The sequence below is a fragment of the Aestuariibaculum scopimerae genome (assembly GCF_059428085.1).
The window spans coordinates 3,617,101-3,633,451 of record NZ_CM182089.1; the positions used below are offsets into that span (position 1 = coordinate 3,617,101).

Genomic DNA, 16,351 nt, shown 5'->3' on the forward strand with positions numbered 1-16,351 from the left:
TAAATATTAGGCAAAATTAATACATTTTATTCAATATTTGTATATAAATACTATGCTTTATTTCGAAAATAACGATATTTTTTCATTATTTATTATTACGAAAACGTTTTCGTAACCTATATCCACAGGTTTTCCATCCATATCAAAAACCACTAACTCATTGGCATTAATTATTTTATGTGCAAAATGATCTTTCAAATCTCCTATTTTTTCAACTTTTGGAACAAAACCTATTTTATCTTCACTTAACATTTCTTGATACAAAATACCAATATCAACCAAATCACTTTCACCAGTTCCTTCTTGTTTTACATTCCTTATTATCACATCAAAAAACAGTTTTTCATTTTCAGGGATATCAAAATAAGGCTTATGTCCAGTTCCATCAATAGTATGTTTAGATATATAATCTAATGAGGCTATATATGACATGTAAATATACTCTCTGGTTTGCTCTCTGGCATAATCATTGCCAACATGGCCCGCCTCAAATAAAATGGTTGGTACATTTTCACTTTGAAACGTATCCCCCACACAATTTAAATTAAAGGCATCATCATAAACACCTACTTGGTTAGGTATTACCTCTTGCAACATAACATTCATTACAGCAATTATCTCCATTGCAACCATTCTATTTGGTGTTACTGTACAAGCCGCATCCTGTGCAGGTGCCAAAAACGATACCGTAGCAGGCTTGTCTACTTTACCTGCACTAAAAATAGTCCGTTGTCCATGCAAATTATAGCAAAAATGAGGTTTAAAACTCTCAAAAACAGCACGCAGAACATTACTCTCTGGTTGCGATAAATTTTGGGCATCTCTATTTAAATCAACCTGATTGGCATTAACGCGCGTGTAGGCTTTGGCTCCATCAGGGTTTAAAATGGGAATAATATATAGTGTACAGCTATTTAAAATAGGGCTTATTTGATTATTTTGGGATAATAATGTATTTAACAAATCAAATAAAGCCTTAGTTGTTGTGGACTCATTACCGTGCATTTGAGACCACATTAATACCCGTTTTTCTCCATGACCAATTTTAAGTCCGTAAATAGGATTGTCTAAAACAGAATATCCAAGAGTTTCTATATTTAAGTGATCACGCAAATTATGCAACAAAGGCTCAATATGAGCATTGGTTATATATCGGTGATTTAAACGTGTTTCCTTGTTGTCTAAATACAACGATTGTAAGGTCTCTAAATGCATTGTGAAATTTTGTGTACAAATGTAAACATTTACTAATTTACATTTGTAAACAATACAAACACCTTTTTTGTATATTGATGTATACATATTCGTTTTCTAAAATTGTTTTTTGTAAACAAAAAACTAATCAATTTGTAACTCTTGCTATAAAATGCTTTATTTCAGGCATTTAATTGTTTTAGTATGAACTTTAAATTTAAGTAAAACTCATGTTTTCATGCTAATTATAGCCTTATGTTAATCCTTATTATTACATTTGTAAAGGATAAGTGCTACCAAAAGATTTACAATGATAAACACAGAAGATTTTTCAAAAAGACTGCAAAAAGTAATTGATTATTACGGTGAAAATGCTTCCTCGTTTGCTGAAAAAATTGGGGTACAACGCTCAAGCATCTCTCATATTTTAACCGGAAGGAACAAACCAAGTTTAGAGTTTGTTTTGAAAATATTATCCGCTTTCCCTGAAGTTGAATTGTATTGGTTGCTTAATGGAAAAGGAAACTTCCCTTCTACCCAAGAAAACGATTATGCCAAGAAAGAAATTATCAAAGAAGTGCCCAATGATTTAGTTCCTGAAAAAGAGATCACAAATACTAATACCGAAAAGTCTATAGAACGCATAGTTATCTTTTATTCTGATGGAACTTTTAAAAACTTTAAAAATTAAACGAATCTTTAGTAGTTTTGCATTTCAAAACCTAATAATGAAATTCCTTTACATCCTTTTATGCTTCAGTTTTTTTAGCTGTTACCAAACCACACGTCGGTGCAATGATTATAAAACCGGTGAATTTTATAGCGAAGTGACTATAAACGGACAAGTATATAAATCAAAATTTAAACGTACTGAAGACCTACAGGTAGAAGTTTACAACAATAAAATAGATTCATCAAAATTACGCTGGATAAACGATTGTGAAGTGGTTTTTAAAACCATCAACCCTAAAAGCATGATTGAGCACAAAGATATCCATTTAAAAATCTTAACAACAACGGACTCATCATATACTTATGAATACTCGTATGTTGGAGAAACCAAAAAGCAAAAAGGGATTGCTTACAAGGTTAAATAGTTCTAATTAAAAGGATATAAAAACGATTCTGCTAAAGTAAATGTAAGCTGTTTATCGTCAGAGATATCATAAGTTAAAAATACCTCACCCCAATATTCCCCATCTGAAAAATCAGCAATAATCCATTTATGGTTAAGTAGTCTCACAGTGTTTATAAGCATTCTTCTGCCCTCACTAGAAGCGTACGGTATTATGGGGTGTTGCCCTCTGGTTTCGTTTGACCTATAAAGCTCATCTTTTATATAAGCTTCTAACCCATTTACATTAATGCCCCTGTTTTCAAAATAACTAATAGCATCTTCGTTTCTTGAATAATTAAAATGATCCAAATCTGAAATCTCATGTTGCATAGAACCTACCGAATCTTTATAATGTTCCAATTGGTCTTTATAACTGTCTATTTTTGTGCTCATATCTTCAAATACACGTTTACTGTTTACATATTGAAACAATACGAGTAGTATTGAAAACACAAATAAATACATAAAAATTCGCTGCTTCATGTTTTATTGATTTTAAACTATTATTTGTAAATTATCGTAAGCCAAAAATACGTTTTCTGGCAATGTTTTTTCAACCTCATCATGAAATCCCAATAAATGGCTAATGTGTGTTAAATAAGCCTTTCCGGGGTTTACCTCTTTAACAAATTGCAATGCTTCCTCTAAGTTAAAGTGAGACCTGTGTGGCTCAATACGCAAAGCATTAATAACCAAAACCGGCACGTTTTTTATTTTTTCCACCTCAGAGGCTTTAACCGTTTTCATATCGGTTAAATAGGCAAAGTCCCCAAACCTGTAACCAAATACCTGCAAACGATCGTGTTTTCCTTTTACGGGTGTAACCTCTAAGTTTTTTAACATAAAGGGCTTGTTCTTAATACGATTGGATATAACAGATGGCGCTCCTGGATATTTGTTCTTTGTGGCAAACACATAGTCAAACCGCTTAGTAAGCGATTTTAAAACACGTTTATGGGCATATATTGGTATATTGCCTTGCCTAAAGTAAAAAGGCCGTATGTCGTCCAATCCCATAACATGATCTGAATGTTCATGTGTAAAGACAATGCCATCAATTCTCTGGCAATTAGCCCGTAACATTTGATATCGAAAATCCGGGCCACAATCTATAACGTAGGTAAAAGCATCCCACTCAATCAAAATAGACACACGTAGCCTTTTATCCTTAGGGTTTTTGCTTAAACAGACTGGATGGTTGCTTCCAATAATAGGAATTCCTTGCGAAGTACCCGTACCAAGAAACGTTATTTTCAAAATATCTTAAATTTTAGACAAAAATAAGGTTATTTTTTTGTTTCATATAGTTATTTAATATCTTTACTTTTTATTGAATTTAACCTGTGTAACATGGAGATTAGCATAAAAGGCGATAAAGAATTTGATGATATTCCCTCATTAAAAACTAAAGCTCTAAGAATAAATTTAAACGAAAATATTTACGGGACATTTGCCGAAATTGGTGCTGGTCAAGAAACATGTAGACACTTTTTTAGAGCAGGTGGCGCATCGGGTACCATAGCAAAAGCCATGTCTGCTTATGACAAAGACTTTAGTGATGCTATTTATGGTGCAGAAGAAGATGGCAGGTATGTAACCGAAGCACGTTTACGAAAAATGCTTATCCACGAGATGAACCTCATGGAAAAACGTATTACACGCGACAAGCACCCAAATAAAATATTCTTCACCTATGCTAATACAGTGGCCACCATAGACTTTGCCAAACAATATAAAGGTCATGGATGGGTTGGTATAAAATACCAGGTAGAGGCCAATGGTGCCTATAATGAAATTATATTGCACTTACGTTTTAAAGAAACCGATGCCAGACTACAACAAGAAACGCTAGGTATCCTAGGCACAAACCTTATATATGGTGCATTTTATAAATATAACGAGCCAAAAAAATTACTCCGGTATTTATATGATCACTTAGACAAAGACCAACTGGAAATAGATACGATAAATTTTTCTGGTCCTGTTTTTAAGAATGTAGATAACCGATTAATGAGTTTGCAATTGGTAAAAAATGGCATGACCGATGCCGTGATGTTTGGCCCTGATGGTACCAATGTACTACCGGCAAAAGTATTTTACAAAAAAAACATATTGGCACTTAGAGGAAGTTTTAGGCCTGTAACCAAGGTAAACATGGCGATGTATGAGAAATCATATGAAATGTTCATCAAAGAAAATAAGGTAGATAAAGATAAAACTGTTGTGGTTTTCGAGATAACATTATCAAATCTAAGGGCCGAGGGTGAAATTGACGAACAAGATTTTATTGACAGAGCAGATCTTCTATGCTCTCTCGGGCAATCCGTTATGATTTCCAACTTCCAAGAATATTATAAAGTGGTTGAATATTTCTCCAATTACACCAAAGCAAGAATGGGATTAGCAATGGGGGTTAGCAACCTTGTTGATATCTTTGACGAAAAATACTATAGGCATATTAGTGGTGGTATTCTTGAAGCCTTCGGAAAGCTGTTCTTCAAAGATCTGAAAGTATATCTATACCCTATGCTCGATCCAGATACGGGCGAATTGATTAATAGTGAAAATTTAAAAGTCTACCCCCGTATGAAAGAATTATACAAATTCTTTAAATACAATGGAAAAGTAATCGACATTAAAGATTATGATCCTAACATTATGGGCATTTTCTCTAGAGAGATTTTAAGGATGATTGCTGAAGGCGAGCGTGGTTGGGAAGATATGGTGCCTGAAGGCACTGACGACCTAATAAAAGACTACAGGCTCTTCGGTTACACTCGAAAACCCCTGACTATTAACAAACGAAGAAAACCAAGATAATAAAAAAAACCAGCTTTAATAAAGCTGGTTTTTTTTATTCTATTCCAATATCTGTGCGGCGTGATCCTTAGTATTGACTTTATCTATAACACGCTCCACAACCCCAGTTTCATCTATAATAAAGGTTTTTCTATGAATTCCATCAAATTCCCTACCCATAAACTTTTTAGGGCCCCAAACACCAAAAGCATCAATAACCGTTCTATCAACATCTGCCAAAAGCGGAAATGGAAAATCAAACTTCTTTTTAAAGTTTGATTGTTTTCTAGAGCTATCTGCACTAACACCCAATAACTCATACCCAGCATCCTTTAAAGCTTTATAATTATCCCTTAAATTACAAGCTTCTAAAGTACATCCTGGCGTATTGGCTTTAGGATAAAAAAATACAATTAGTTTTTTTCCTTTAAAATCATTTAATGTTACAATATTGCCTTGTTCGTCTTTAGATGTGAAATTAGGAACCGAATCCCCTTGTTTTAGTGTCTTCATATAAGTTTCTTTAACATCACCAACTTGTATTACAAAGTCAACAAATACAATGTGATCAATTTTAAATTAATTAGTTATGTTTATTAATAATAGTAACTTTGTTTTTTACAAAAATACGATATATGACCAAGGAAAAAAAAGTAGAGTTCATAATAAAAACATTGCAGGAATTATATCCTACAATACCTATTCCTTTAGAGCATAAAGACCCCTATACCCTATTAATAGCTGTATTGTTATCAGCTCAAAGCACCGATGTAAGAGTCAATCAAATAACCCCCTTGTTATTTGAAAAAGCAGACAACCCCTTTGACATGGTTAAACTCACTGTTGAAGAGATTAGAGATATTATAAAGCCAGTGGGTTTATCCCCTATGAAAAGTAAAGGCATTCACGGGCTTTCTAAAATACTTATTGAAAAACATGATGGCAAAGTCCCAAAAAGTTTTGAATATCTAGAAGCGTTACCAGCGGTTGGACATAAAACTGCTAGTGTGGTTATGTCACAAGCCTTTGGTGTCCCCGCATTTCCTGTAGACACCCATATACATCGTTTAATGTACCGGTGGGGGTTAAGCAACGGAAAAAATGTTACACAAACAGAAAAAGATGCTAAACGTTTATTCCCTAAGGATATGTGGAATGATTTGCATCTTCAAATTATTTGGTATGGTAGGGAGTACTCTCCAGCCAGGGGATGGAATCTGGAAAAAGACATCATTACAAAAACTATAGGTAGACAATCCGTAATACAGGACTATTATAAATCAAAAAAGTCCTAAATATAAATTTAGGACTTTAGAAAACTTAGTTTAGAAGCGCTTCAAACTTCAATTTATTACAATTTATAACACTTAAAGCCTTAGAGTAGTTCAAAAGAAAGTCGACCGTTTCTTTTTTTGGTCTCATTTCATTTAATTTTTCAATAGAATTTTCAGAGTAAAGTTTTGCCATTTTAATAATTTATGGGTTTATAGATTATTAACGTGGCAAAAAATACTTTATTGTATCAATTAGTTAAAATTATATTGTGCTTATCAATAATTTTTCTAAGATTGATTAGTGCATAGCGCATACGCCCTAAAGCTGTATTAATACTTACACCCGTTTTATCTGAAATCTCTTTAAAACTTAAATCTTCATATATCCGCATTAATAATACTTCCTTCTGGTCATTAGGCAACTCGTCTACCAAACGCCTTACATCACTTTCCACCTGCTCTTTTATAATACTAGATTCTGCATTTAAGCTCGAATCACTCAAAACAGAAAAAATATTAAATTCGTTTGTATTATCAAATTTCGGCATCCTGCTGTTCTTTCTAAAGTAATCAATTACCAAGTTATGGGCTATGCGCATAACCCATGGCAAAAATTTACCTTCTTCATTATATGCACCACGCTTAAGGGTACGTATTACCTTAATAAAGGTATCCTGAAAAATGTCTTCAGCAACATCTTTATCATAAACTTTTGAATAAATAAAACTGTAAATTTTTTGTTTGTGCCTGTGTATAAGGATTTCTAAAGCACTTTCATCACCTTTAATATAACTGCTAACTAGAGTAGCATCATTAATAAAACTGTTTTGCATAATCATTACTTTTTACGCATAGAAATAACTTCTTTGCTTGGGGTTATTAGTTTAAAAGTAATGTTTTGCTATAGGCGAAAGTTGAATTATGTTATTGATTAATGAACCAAATATAACAACAATCGTTCCTAAAAAACAACTATTAATGATTTTTTTTAGCTTTTATTATAGAAAAAGTGTGTTTTTTATGACGAACGACCTGATTTTCAGGAAACAAAACACATAATATACATGTACAAAACACATTTTAAACATTTGTATGACAATAAATTCTACAAAAAAAATACTTATAGTATCTTTGTAAATTATCCTTATTAAAATCTATGAACACCCATATTTCTGAAGTAAATCCGAAAGAAAACATCATCATCAAAGGCGCAAAACTGCACAATCTAAAAAACATTGATGTTGTTATTCCCAGAAATGAATTAGTCGTTATTACAGGGTTATCCGGATCGGGTAAGTCTAGTTTGGCTTTCGATACGTTGTATGCTGAAGGTCAAAGACGCTATGTAGAAAGTTTATCAAGCTATGCACGTCAATTTTTAGGAAGATTAAACAAACCCAAAGTAGATTATATTAAAGGAATAGCACCCGCCATAGCCATTGAACAGAAAGTGAATTCTACCAACCCACGGTCTACAGTAGGGACTACCACCGAGATTTACGACTACCTAAAACTATTATTCGCCAGAATTGGAAAAACGTATTCACCTATTTCGGGAAATGAAGTAAAAAAAGATACCGTTACCGATGTTCTAAACTATTTAAAAACATTCCCCGAACGCGAAAAACTACTCCTACTGGCGCCCATACATCTAGAAGAAGGACGTACTATCGAGGATAAACTTAAAACATTGCAACAACAAGGGTACGCCCGGATAAAGGTTAATGATGCTGTTGTTAGAATTGATGAATCTAAAACCATCAATAAAAAAGACGACGTAGCTCTGGTGGTAGACAGAATCATCATTAAAGACGAAGAAGACTTTCTAAACCGATTGGCCGATGCTATACAAACTGCCTTTTTTGAGGGCAAAGGTTCCTGTATTATCCAAACCTTGGCAGATAACAAACAACGGCAATTCAGTAATAAATTTGAATTGGATGGTATGGCCTTTTTAGAGCCCAATGTCCATTTGTTTAGCTTTAACAATCCTTATGGCGCCTGTCCAAAATGTGAAGGCTATGGTGATATTATTGGCATTGATGATGATTTGGTAATTCCAAATACCGGGCTTTCTGTTTACGAAAATGCTATTTTTCCATGGCGGGGCGAAAGCATGAGTTGGTACAGAGACCAATTGGTTAACAACTCCCATAAATTTAATTTTCCCGTACACAAACCCTATTTTGAACTCTCAGAGGCACAAAAACAACTCATCTGGAACGGTAACCAATATTTTGAAGGTCTTAACGACTTTTTTGCCGAACTAGAGGCTAAAGCCTATAAAATTCAAAATCGTGTTATGCTATCACGATACAGAGGAAAAACCAAATGTAAAACCTGCAACGGTAAACGCCTACGTGTTGAAGCCAACTATGTTAAAATTGGTGGGGCCACCATAACCGATTTGGTTGAAATGCCCCTTATAAAACTCGCCCAATTCTTTAAAGAACTGGAATTAAACGATCACGACACTACTATTGCCAGTAGACTATTAAAAGAGATCAATAACAGACTCTCATTCCTTGCCAATGTAGGTTTGGATTATTTAACATTAAACAGAAAGTCCAATACCCTATCTGGTGGCGAAAGCCAACGCATTAACTTAGCAACATCGCTAGGTAGCTGCTTAGTGGGCTCTATGTACATATTAGATGAACCTAGTATTGGACTGCACCCAAAGGACACTGAACGCCTTATATATGTATTAAAACAACTGCGCGATTTAGGCAACACTGTTATTGTTGTTGAACATGATGAAGATATCATGAAAGCAGCAGACAGTATTATAGATATAGGCCCCGAAGCTGGCACCTTTGGTGGAAATGTTGTTGCCAAAGGCACCTACAATGATATTTTGGCATCGAATTCATTAACAGCAAAATACCTAAATGAAAGCCTGAAAATTGAAATTCCAAAAACCCGCAGAACGTCTAAATACCATGTAGATATTATCGGGGCACGGGAAAACAATCTAAAAAATATAACGGTCCGTTTTCCTTTGGGCATGCTTACTGTAATAACAGGGGTTTCTGGTAGTGGCAAAAGTACGTTAGTGAAGAAAATACTATTCCCTGCATTGCAAAAAAAATTAACAGACTTTAGTGATAAGCCTGGTCAATTTACAGCACTAGAAGGTCATTTTAGCAACATAAAACAAATAGAATTTGTAGATCAAAATCCCATTGGCCGTTCTTCTAGGTCTAATCCCGTGACCTACATCAAGGCTTATGACGATATCAGGGCCTTGTTTTCTAAGCAGAAATTAAGTGCCATACGAAATTACCAGGCAAAGCATTTTTCATTTAATGTAGATGGGGGGCGTTGTGAAACCTGTAAAGGTGAAGGCGAAGTTACCATTGAAATGCAGTTTATGGCCGATGTACATTTAGAATGTGAAACTTGTAAAGGCAAACGTTTTAAAAAGGATGTTTTGGAAATTACATTTGCCAACAAAAACATTGATGATATCCTAAACATGACCATCGATGATGCCATTATCTTTTTTGAAACCAATAAGCAGAGCAAAATAAAAAATAAACTCCAACCGCTACAGGATGTTGGTCTGGGCTATGTTACTTTGGGGCAAAGCTCTTCTACCCTTTCTGGTGGAGAAGCACAACGTATTAAGTTAGCATCCTTCTTAGGAAAAGGCAACAGCAAAGACAAGGCGCTTTTTATTTTTGATGAACCTACTACTGGCTTACATTTCCATGACATCAAGAAACTGCTCAAGTCATTTAATGCTTTAATAGAAATTGGGCACTCCATCATTGTTATAGAACATAATATTGAACTTATTAAATGTGCAGATCATATTATCGACTTAGGGCCCCAAGGTGGTGAAAATGGTGGCAATGTTATAGCAACCGGAACTCCAGAAGCGATTGTAAAAACAGAAGCTTCTGTAATTGCACCTTATCTAAAGGAAAAACTTCTTAATAAAACAAAAACGTAGCAATGCCAACAATCACTGCAGCTGCTGGTATTACAAACAATAAAAACAACACCGTAGTAGTACAGGCCTTAAAAAAGCTAGTAAACCAGCCCTGTTTGTAAAACCGCTTTAAAGCCAGCAATAGATAAATAAAGGTTGAAAGCAGGCCAAACATAATTATGTAGCCCGGAAGTTCATAAATAAAATTGGCTATAATAAGAATACTGAATGCCGTGAATAAAAATGCAAAAAAATAAAAACTAAATACTAAGTGAATAGAAAAACGAGCTTTCCTAAAATACAGTAATTTCAAGATAAGTGCAAAAATGGGTAGCAGTACAAACATAGCAATGGGTATACTATCATAAAAGCCCTGCAACAAAGACCCACCATCATGTTGCTTATAAAACTTTAGCATTTGAGAATAAAATTTTCTACTTAAAAACCCAGCATCATCACTCATTCCCATGGCTTTATATATAGTGCCGTCATCCGCCCCAATACCAATCAAAGAATCTACCTGTTTTTTATCAAAACCAAAAGACAACTTTTTGTTTAATTTCTTTTTATCAATAGTATCAAGTGCCGCACTACTATGTATCTCTACCCCTTTTAGGTTTAGTGCTTCAACATTAACAGAATCATTTGCCGACAGCACCTCCAAATCCTCTTTAAAAACCTTATCCACTGCTTCAACCTGATTGCGACTTATAAAAGAAAATAAAAAGAAAAACACCACCGAAATAAACAAATACATTTGTGCAGGGTGTAAATACAGCAACCGCTTCCCCGCCACAAACCGCTGTGCCAAGTAACCTGGTTTTACCAAAAGCGGTATAAAGCTTTTAAAAAAACGGGCATCTACCGAAAAATAATTACTAATGGTGTTATAAAACAAGACCCTTAGCGTAAGATCTTCTTGAGCGTTTTGTCCACAATGCGGACAAAAAGCAAACCCCGTTTCAAAGGTTTTTTCACAGTTTTCACATGTGGTAAGTGCTTTTGACATTAATTAGGATTGGTTTTTATAAAAATAGAAAAAAGTTTTTATAAATATAAAAACATAAATCACTGGCATGCAGATGCTTGTATTTTTGGCACGCAAATTGAAAACCAAATAACACAGCGGAAACCGAAAAGCTAATGAGTAGGTGTAATCTTAAATTATATGATTATGAAACGATTGATACTTTTTATTACAGCTATGCTAATAAGCATAACAACTGTAACAGCAGGAGAAACAAACTCCAAAAAAAATGAAACTGTTTTGAATTCCACAAAGCATTACCGCTATGCACAGCCCATTGTATTTGTTGAACGCGGTATAGAATTTCTAATATTCCCAGATGGTAGTTTTGATTTTAACACCAATTATCACAATACATATTATAACTCAAACTCCAGAAGGAATACCATCAATGCTACTTACAACAGCCCAAGGCTTAGCATTAGATATACATCATCTAGGCCGCACGGAACTTACATTTCACGCGATAGAAATGGCATGATTAGAAGTATTGGGAATGTATATCTTAATTATGACAGGTATGGTAAAATTACACGTGTTGGTTCCGTATTTATTAAATACGGCCGTGGAAGAAATGCTACACTAACACAAGTAGGTGGCTTACGTGTAAACTATAATAGATGGGGTGCTCTTGTAAACGTTCGTGGCTTTGTTAATCAATACAACCGATTTAACGATTACCACTTTGATAACAACAACAGCAGGGCTTATAATAGCAACCAGCACTATAACAACGATGATAACTTCTACTATTACAAACAAAATGGTAAAGTAAAAAAGCAAAGAAAAAGAAAATAGATTTTTTTATTAGTTGAAGTGAAAATCCTGAACACACTTAACCCATGTGTTTGGGATTTTTTTATTACTCATTATCAACAAGTTACCTATGAATTGTTTTTTTGGCACGCTGTTTGTAATTAGTAAAACGTATCACATTAAAAACAAATAATTATGAAAAAGTTTATATTTTTATTAGCAGGTTTGGTCCTAATAGGATTTACTGCTAATGCAGCCACAACTACCAATACAGAGTATAATAACACTATTTACAACAGGGGTTATGGTAACTCTTTCATTTTTGTTGAAGATGGGATAGAATTCTCCGTTTTTCCTGATGGTCAATTTGATTTTAATTTACTTCGCAACAACTCACATTTAAGGGTTTCTATTGGATCTCCTAATTTAAACATCAGTTTTAATTCAGGTTACGATTATAATGCTTATGTACAATATGATGAATACGGAGCTATCATTCAAATAGAAAACACACCTATTTATTATGACTACTATGGGCGCATTATACAAGCTGGAAATGTTAATATAAATTATAATAGTTATGGGTATGTATCAAATGTAGGTGGGTTACATGTATACTATAACAGATATAACGTCTTTACACATTATACTGGTTTTATAAATATTTATAACAGACGTTATGTTTACAGACCATGGCACAGGTACTATAGCATTCCTGCTTACGACTATTGTGTAGTTTATAACAGACCCTACAGACAATATTATAACCCGGTACGTTACACCTATGTACGTCCTTTTTATAATAATTATAGACCAAGAACAGCTGTAGCTACAAGACGTGGTAATACCATTAACAGAAACACCAGCTATGCTACTGTAAACAGAAGTTCTAGAAATGTTACCAGAATAAATAGAAATGCAACAACAAGACGTAACATTACACAAAACAACTCTAGTACAAGACGTTATAATAATAACACTTCTGTTAACAGAAACTCAAATACCAGAAATTCGAAAACTGTAGACAGACGCTACAATGCACCAAATAACAGCGTGAGCAGAAACAATTATGAAAGCAATAACTCTAGAAATAGAAGTACTGTTAATAGAAATGTGGCGCCTAAAAACAATAACACAAGAAATGTTGAAACAAGACGTTATAAAGAAAATAGTGTTACCAGAAAACCAAATAACAATAACACTCGTACATATACAAAAAGGAACACAAATACTAGAAACACACCTCAAGTAGCAAAAAGAAGTAGTTCACAAAACCGATCTATGGTATCTAGATCTACACAAAAAAAGCAAATGGCTACTAAAAGTAGAAGTCATTCTAGTAATAACAATACAAGATCGGCTAACAAAAAAGGAAGACGATTTTAAGATTTTGGTTGGTTAGTTTGGAAAGCCCTACGATAAGTTCGCCTCAAAGCAACATCGCGGGGTTTTCTGTTTATTAGGATTACTTGATAGTTAGAAACCCAGTGCATCCAACAATCTAGAAATCCAACCACCGAAAAAATCTATCCAACATAGAAGATATGTTGTCGGAAAGTTTAAACCTATGCACTACATACCAATACCCAATACCTATTAAGCCAGATTTCAATATAATATTTATGATGGGATGGAATGTGAAATCCCAAAAATAGAATACCAAAACACTAATAAAAATAATAGCGCCTGCTTTAACCGTATTTATAGTAAAAGGCAATATTTTAAACTTCCTGTATACAAATAATAACTTTATAGTATTGTACAAAAACATAGCTAAAAATGTAGCCAATGCAGCTCCATTAATACCATATATAGGAATAAAAACAATGTTTAGCATTACCATTAAAACCACCAATATTACGCCAAGTACCAATACAGCCCTGTAATAATCGCTATTAAACAAAATAGCATTGTTACTGCCCAAAAGCGCATCGTATAGCTTTGCTAGGCTAACAATAAATACAACAAACAAGGCATCACTGAATTCTTCTGGTATTATCTGGTATAATTGTTTAATGTTCAATACAATCAATAAAAAAATAAATCCACTGACCAGAAATAACGTTAAAGAGCTGCGCTTTGATAGATCGTCTAAAGCGTCATGGTTCCGTTCGTTAATATATTTAGCTGATAATGGTAATAAAATTTGGTGCATAGACCGTAGTGGTACTGCAATAACGGCTGCAATAAAAATAGCCACGTTGTAATAGGCTATTTCTTCAATGGGTATATAATGCCCCAACATAACTTTATCCACATCCAATAAAATGGTGGAAACAGAACCTGCAATAATTATTAAAAATGAATATTTTAAAATACTTTTTAAGTTATTGATTTTTTTAAACACAAAAACAGGTAATAGAACACTAAATGCATAAACATTCATAATTAGCATTCTTACTATATAAACAACTACCAAGCCCATCATAAATTGCTCAACACCAATTACTTTAAAGTATAAAAGGAATAACAGCAACATAGTTCCCACACGATGAAAAACCTCTTTCATAAAATTCCCGAACACAGTAAGCATCTGCACTTTAGCCCAAGCAAAAAACACTTCAAAATAAGCCAATGCAATGGCAATAATAAAGGTATGCCATAAATAGTTTTCTATAATGGGGTTTTCTTTTGATAAAAATGCACCAATGGCGCCATGGCAAACATACCCCAGCAAGGTTATTGGAATTATTACTGCAATAGGCAATAATAGCATAAGCGTTAAAAAACTGTGCAAGGACACCCGTGTTTTAAAAGAAGAGTAAAACTTAACGATGGTATTGTGCACACCAAAAGCCATCACAGGCATAATAACATAGGCCAACGACAACATGTATCCCACCATACCATAATATTCGTCACTTAAAAATTCCGTGTAAAGAAATAGCGTATTGATTGCTCCAATAAAAAACCCAAAATATGTTGAAATAATGTTCTTAAAAGACTGTGAAGCAACTATTCCCATTTAAATCAGTTTAGATAAAGATGCTGTAAGCGACTTTCTACTATATTTTTGCAATCCAATAGCATGCACCTGTAACGCATCATTTTTATATGCATTATAATACTCTAATATAACTGTTTTTAACGATTTGTAATCATCATAATAAAAGTAGTTACCCGTGTTGGTGTCTTTAATTATTTTCTCAACATCCGATCCCTTAGGGCCAATAGCCAATATAGGTCGGTTAGAAACCATATACTCAAACAACTTACCCGGTATAATGCTTTTGGTGTCTTCAGAATTTATCTCAATCAACAACAAAACTTGTGATTTTTTTTGAAATACAACAGACTCTTTATGTGAAACATAACCTACCTTTTCTATATAGTTACTTAAACCGTAAGACTTCGCAGTACCTAACACTTCTTCGCTAACAGCACCAATAAATTTAAGCTGAAAATCTTTAGAAAAAGAGGTGTTTTCCTTAACCAACTCTCCCAGTGCTTGCCATAAAACCTTTGGATTACGTTTTGGCAATAAAGATCCAATATGCGAGATGGTAAACTTAGTGTCCATTGTAAACGCTTGCAAAGGTTCATAATCATAACCATTTGTTATCACATCAATGGGTTTGTTTGTTAGTTTTTTAAATGCTTCTTTTGTCACAAAACTTGTTACTACTATATGGTCTGCAGTATTTAAAACCTGTGCCTCAAGGGCTTTATGCTTGGTTTTAGAGGTTTCTGTAAGTCGCAACTGTTTGTGATAACCAATGGTGGTCCAAGGGTCTCTAAAATCGGCCAACCATTTTACACCTAAGCTTTCTTTTAATTGAAGCCCAATTAAGTGCATGCTATGCGGTGGCCCCGTTGTAACAACAGTCGTTATACGCTCTTTTGAAATATAATCAGAAAGAAATGCCACTGATGGTTTTACCCAGGCTTTTCGGGCATCTGGTATAAAAAAGTTACCGCGAACAAACAACATTAGTTTTTCAATAAAACGCTGCTTTTTCTGCTCTGGAATAATGCCTTTGCTTATTGTTTTTGAGGATGACCTTGAAACTAGCCCTGCCAATTTATAAGGCTCCCTAATTGGTTGCTTGATAATCGTTAGGTCTTTTGAAACCTCTTCCAACAAGCTTTCATCTAAAAGCGGGTAATTGGGGTTTTCAGGAATATAAACTATCGGGTCAATATTAAAATCGGGCAAGTACTTTACAAACTTTAGCCAACGCTGCACACCTGGCCCACCAGCTGGCGGCCAATAATACGTAACTATGAGTACTTTTTTATGCATTTTT

15 protein-coding genes are annotated in these 16,351 nt (G+C 34.1%); 7 read left to right on the top strand and 8 right to left on the bottom strand.

The genetic code is table 11. The features are described from left to right. Window positions 1–57: 57 nt before the first annotated feature. Window positions 58–1,215: a M14 family metallopeptidase gene (locus AC5SR4_RS15685; protein WP_495357224.1), complete on the bottom strand. Its 1,158-nt coding sequence runs from the start codon at window positions 1,213–1,215 to the stop codon at window positions 58–60. A gap of 289 nt (window positions 1,216–1,504) precedes the next feature. Here AC5SR4_RS15685 and AC5SR4_RS15690 point away from each other — a divergent pair, with 289 nt between their 5' ends. Both AC5SR4_RS15690 and AC5SR4_RS15695 read left to right on the top strand, forming a co-directional pair. Beyond that, window positions 1,505–1,885, top strand: a complete 381-nt coding sequence (locus AC5SR4_RS15690; protein ID WP_495357225.1) for a helix-turn-helix domain-containing protein — start codon at window positions 1,505–1,507, stop codon at window positions 1,883–1,885. A 37-nt stretch (window positions 1,886–1,922) separates the two neighbouring features. Then, window positions 1,923–2,291 (top strand): DNA topoisomerase IV, encoded by a 369-nt coding sequence (locus AC5SR4_RS15695; RefSeq protein ID WP_495357226.1) that lies wholly within the window; start codon window positions 1,923–1,925, stop codon window positions 2,289–2,291. A 2-nt stretch (window positions 2,292–2,293) separates the two neighbouring features. Here AC5SR4_RS15695 and AC5SR4_RS15700 read toward each other — a convergent pair whose 3' ends face one another. Both AC5SR4_RS15700 and AC5SR4_RS15705 read right to left on the bottom strand, forming a co-directional pair. After that, on the bottom strand, window positions 2,294–2,794 hold the full coding sequence (locus AC5SR4_RS15700) for a hydrolase (protein WP_495357227.1): 501 nt from the start codon (window positions 2,792–2,794) through the stop codon (window positions 2,294–2,296). Window positions 2,795–2,806: 12 nt separating this feature from the next. Next, window positions 2,807–3,568 carry an MBL fold metallo-hydrolase gene (locus tag AC5SR4_RS15705; protein ID WP_495357228.1) on the bottom strand — a complete coding sequence of 254 codons (762 nt, stop codon included), beginning with the start codon at window positions 3,566–3,568 and terminating at the stop codon, window positions 2,807–2,809. Window positions 3,569–3,661: 93 nt separating this feature from the next. On the opposite strand from AC5SR4_RS15705, the gene AC5SR4_RS15710 reads away from it, so the two are divergent. After that, a complete protein-coding gene (locus AC5SR4_RS15710; protein ID WP_495357229.1) occupies window positions 3,662–5,131 on the top strand; it encodes a TonB-dependent receptor in 1,470 nt (489 codons plus the stop codon). A gap of 39 nt (window positions 5,132–5,170) precedes the next feature. Here the strand turns inward: AC5SR4_RS15710 and bcp are convergent, their stop codons facing one another. Then, window positions 5,171–5,623, bottom strand: coding sequence for a thioredoxin-dependent thiol peroxidase (bcp, locus tag AC5SR4_RS15715; protein WP_495357230.1), 453 nt, complete (start codon window positions 5,621–5,623; stop codon window positions 5,171–5,173). 122 nt (window positions 5,624–5,745) lie between these two features. Between bcp and AC5SR4_RS15720 the strand changes: the two genes are divergently transcribed. Continuing rightward, window positions 5,746–6,405, top strand: coding sequence for an endonuclease III domain-containing protein (locus AC5SR4_RS15720; protein WP_495357231.1), 660 nt, complete (start codon window positions 5,746–5,748; stop codon window positions 6,403–6,405). A 227-nt stretch (window positions 6,406–6,632) separates the two neighbouring features. Here AC5SR4_RS15720 and AC5SR4_RS15725 read toward each other — a convergent pair whose 3' ends face one another. Continuing rightward, window positions 6,633–7,217: an RNA polymerase sigma factor gene (locus AC5SR4_RS15725; RefSeq protein WP_495357232.1), complete on the bottom strand. Its 585-nt coding sequence runs from the start codon at window positions 7,215–7,217 to the stop codon at window positions 6,633–6,635. A gap of 323 nt (window positions 7,218–7,540) precedes the next feature. On the opposite strand from AC5SR4_RS15725, the gene uvrA reads away from it, so the two are divergent. Beyond that, complete coding sequence (gene uvrA / locus AC5SR4_RS15730) at window positions 7,541–10,342, top strand: excinuclease ABC subunit UvrA (RefSeq protein ID WP_495357233.1); 2,802 nt, start codon at window positions 7,541–7,543, stop codon at window positions 10,340–10,342. Here the strand turns inward: uvrA and AC5SR4_RS15735 are convergent. Continuing rightward, window positions 10,323–11,330: a DUF3667 domain-containing protein gene (locus AC5SR4_RS15735; RefSeq protein WP_495357234.1), complete on the bottom strand. Its 1,008-nt coding sequence runs from the start codon at window positions 11,328–11,330 to the stop codon at window positions 10,323–10,325. The genes uvrA and AC5SR4_RS15735 overlap by 20 nt on opposite strands. Before the next feature lie 165 nt (window positions 11,331–11,495). Between AC5SR4_RS15735 and AC5SR4_RS15740 the strand changes: the two genes are divergently transcribed. Together AC5SR4_RS15740 and AC5SR4_RS15745 are read left to right on the top strand one after the other, a co-directional pair. After that, on the top strand, window positions 11,496–12,146 hold the full coding sequence (locus AC5SR4_RS15740) for a hypothetical protein (protein ID WP_495357235.1): 651 nt from the start codon (window positions 11,496–11,498) through the stop codon (window positions 12,144–12,146). A gap of 153 nt (window positions 12,147–12,299) precedes the next feature. Beyond that, the gene (locus tag AC5SR4_RS15745; protein WP_495357236.1) at window positions 12,300–13,490 is read left to right on the top strand and encodes a hypothetical protein; all 1,191 of its coding nucleotides are present in this window, start codon (window positions 12,300–12,302) and stop codon (window positions 13,488–13,490) included. Window positions 13,491–13,605: 115 nt separating this feature from the next. Here AC5SR4_RS15745 and AC5SR4_RS15750 read toward each other — a convergent pair whose 3' ends face one another. Together AC5SR4_RS15750 and AC5SR4_RS15755 are read right to left on the bottom strand one after the other, a co-directional pair. After that, window positions 13,606–15,069 (bottom strand): lipopolysaccharide biosynthesis protein, encoded by a 1,464-nt coding sequence (locus AC5SR4_RS15750; RefSeq protein WP_495357237.1) that lies wholly within the window; start codon window positions 15,067–15,069, stop codon window positions 13,606–13,608. After that, complete coding sequence (locus AC5SR4_RS15755; RefSeq protein ID WP_495357238.1) at window positions 15,070–16,347, bottom strand: glycosyltransferase family protein; 1,278 nt, start codon at window positions 16,345–16,347, stop codon at window positions 15,070–15,072. Window positions 16,348–16,351: the final 4 nt, after the last annotated feature.

What these genes read in the sequence shown, in the direction of transcription:
- uvrA (WP_495357233.1), top strand. Translation starts at nt 7,541, where the DNA reads ATGAACACCCATATTTCTGAAGTAAATCCGAAAGAAAACATCATCATC.
- bcp (WP_495357230.1), bottom strand. Translation starts at nt 5,623, where the DNA reads ATGAAGACACTAAAACAAGGGGATTCGGTTCCTAATTTCACATCTAAA.
- AC5SR4_RS15685 (WP_495357224.1), bottom strand. Translation starts at nt 1,215, where the DNA reads ATGCATTTAGAGACCTTACAATCGTTGTATTTAGACAACAAGGAAACA.
- AC5SR4_RS15710 (WP_495357229.1), top strand. Translation starts at nt 3,662, where the DNA reads ATGGAGATTAGCATAAAAGGCGATAAAGAATTTGATGATATTCCCTCA.
- AC5SR4_RS15740 (WP_495357235.1), top strand. Translation starts at nt 11,496, where the DNA reads ATGAAACGATTGATACTTTTTATTACAGCTATGCTAATAAGCATAACA.
- AC5SR4_RS15700 (WP_495357227.1), bottom strand. Translation starts at nt 2,794, where the DNA reads ATGAAGCAGCGAATTTTTATGTATTTATTTGTGTTTTCAATACTACTC.
- AC5SR4_RS15690 (WP_495357225.1), top strand. Translation starts at nt 1,505, where the DNA reads ATGATAAACACAGAAGATTTTTCAAAAAGACTGCAAAAAGTAATTGAT.
- AC5SR4_RS15725 (WP_495357232.1), bottom strand. Translation starts at nt 7,217, where the DNA reads ATGCAAAACAGTTTTATTAATGATGCTACTCTAGTTAGCAGTTATATT.
- AC5SR4_RS15750 (WP_495357237.1), bottom strand. Translation starts at nt 15,069, where the DNA reads ATGGGAATAGTTGCTTCACAGTCTTTTAAGAACATTATTTCAACATAT.
- AC5SR4_RS15735 (WP_495357234.1), bottom strand. Translation starts at nt 11,330, where the DNA reads ATGTCAAAAGCACTTACCACATGTGAAAACTGTGAAAAAACCTTTGAA.
- AC5SR4_RS15745 (WP_495357236.1), top strand. Translation starts at nt 12,300, where the DNA reads ATGAAAAAGTTTATATTTTTATTAGCAGGTTTGGTCCTAATAGGATTT.
- AC5SR4_RS15755 (WP_495357238.1), bottom strand. Translation starts at nt 16,347, where the DNA reads ATGCATAAAAAAGTACTCATAGTTACGTATTATTGGCCGCCAGCTGGT.
- AC5SR4_RS15695 (WP_495357226.1), top strand. Translation starts at nt 1,923, where the DNA reads ATGAAATTCCTTTACATCCTTTTATGCTTCAGTTTTTTTAGCTGTTAC.
- AC5SR4_RS15720 (WP_495357231.1), top strand. Translation starts at nt 5,746, where the DNA reads ATGACCAAGGAAAAAAAAGTAGAGTTCATAATAAAAACATTGCAGGAA.